This is a genomic window from Mycobacterium parascrofulaceum ATCC BAA-614 (assembly GCF_000164135.1).
GTDB classification, from domain to species: Bacteria; Actinomycetota; Actinomycetes; order Mycobacteriales; family Mycobacteriaceae; genus Mycobacterium; species Mycobacterium parascrofulaceum.
In genome coordinates this window covers 102,534-104,002 of the sequence record NZ_GG770563.1, presented here as the reverse complement: position 1 = coordinate 104,002, position 1,469 = coordinate 102,534, and the positions used below count along the sequence as shown (strand labels likewise).

2 protein-coding genes are annotated in these 1,469 nt (G+C 65.5%); both read left to right on the top strand.

Annotated features, from left to right (window positions below; all coding sequences use genetic code 11):
• Window positions 1-122 precede the first annotated feature (122 nt).
• Window positions 123-359, top strand: a complete 237-nt coding sequence (locus tag HMPREF0591_RS29035) for a hypothetical protein (RefSeq protein ID WP_007172423.1) — start codon at window positions 123-125, stop codon at window positions 357-359.
• Window positions 360-479: 120 nt separating this feature from the next.
• Window positions 480-1,457 (top strand): DUF3560 domain-containing protein, encoded by a 978-nt coding sequence (locus HMPREF0591_RS29030; RefSeq protein WP_007172422.1) that lies wholly within the window; start codon window positions 480-482, stop codon window positions 1,455-1,457.
• The last annotated feature ends 12 nt before the right edge of the window (window positions 1,458-1,469 follow it).

The window sequence follows — 1,469 nt, the reverse complement described above, 5'->3', positions numbered from 1 at the left end:
CCACTATCAGCACCCCAGACCCATGGGCCATCACCGGCCCAGACGAAGCCCAAGCACTGTCCTCCCCCGAGACGTCAGCACACGACCCACACAGGCACGAGCGGCACCGTGAAGACGACCGAATGGCCGACGTCGACGAGCTTGCTGTCCTGCAAGTCGCCAACGACGGGTTACGCCTGCCGCTGCGCGGCAAAGACCGTGACGAAGCCGTGCGACGCATGTATGGCCGAATCGACCCAGAGCTCATCGCCTGGCGCCTTCACACAACCTCGCGGACCGTGGCACGCGTCGCCTCGCGACTCGGGTTGACCCAAGGCAACGCCAGCCGAAACGTGCACCGACAACTCGTCACAGCGTGACAACGCCCTCACCACGAACTCGGGGCCCGGCCTGTTTCCGCATCACTCAGAAGCCGGCCGGGCTCTTTTCATCCCAACAACCCCACCCCTCAACCCGAAAAGACCAGGAGCACAACACCAATGACTATCGAAATCACCCACACCGCCGCTGAAGGAACCCTCGTACACGGCACCGCCCGCGGAGACGGCACCAACACCATCCTCAAAGCCGCCGGATTCCGTTGGTTTCGCACACTCGGTGTATGGGGTATCGCCGGCAGCCGCGATCGTCAACCCAACCGATACAAAATCGAGCGTGCCGCCGAATCGCTGCGCGCCGCCGGCCACACGGTAACTGTCGACGTCGACGACACTCATCGCCCCACAGCCGAGGCCGAAGCCGACCGCGCTCACCGCCAGGCGCAGCGCGCCGACGCCCTGGCCGCCAAAGCCGACCGCAAAGCCGCCGCCGCCTCGGCCGCCTGGGAATCCGAGCAGCGCGCCGTAGAGGCCCTGCCTCCCGGTGGAGAGCCGATCAAGATCGGCCATCACAGCGAGAGCCGCCACCGTAACGCGATCACCCGCGCCCACGACGCAACCCGCCGCGCGATTGACGCGACCGATCTCGCCCACCAGGCACAGGGCCGCGCACAGGCCGCCGCGACCACCACCGCTCACCGCTACAACCCGGTGACGGTGAAGAACCGCATCGAGAAGTTGGAAGCCGAGCAACGTGGCGATCAACGCATTCTCGATGGTTACCGTCGCGTCGTCGCGCGCACGGCCACCTACGAATACGTCGACGAGTTCGCCCCCGCCTCCGGGTCCTACCGTGAACAGGTGATCGCGCGCATGGCCCAACGTGGCGATCAAATCGCCTACTGGAAAGCGGTTTACGCGGATCTGCAAGCATCCGGCGCCGCCAACCCGCACAGCCGCGACAGCATCACCAAAGGTGACCTCATCAAGTATCGCGGCCACTGGTACCCCGTGGTTCGGGTCAACTCCAAAACCGTGTCGGTCCGCCGGCACGAGCTGGCCTCGTGGACCGACAGGATCGGCTACCACGAGATCTCCGGCCATCGCCCCGCCGGCGATACCACCATGACTGACGGATAACGGCATTCAGAT

Excerpts from the sequence above, each read along its gene's own strand:
- HMPREF0591_RS29030 (WP_007172422.1), top strand. The coding sequence starts at position 480 with ATGACTATCGAAATCACCCACACCGCCGCTGAAGGAACCCTCGTACAC.
- HMPREF0591_RS29035 (WP_007172423.1), top strand. The coding sequence starts at position 123 with ATGGCCGACGTCGACGAGCTTGCTGTCCTGCAAGTCGCCAACGACGGG.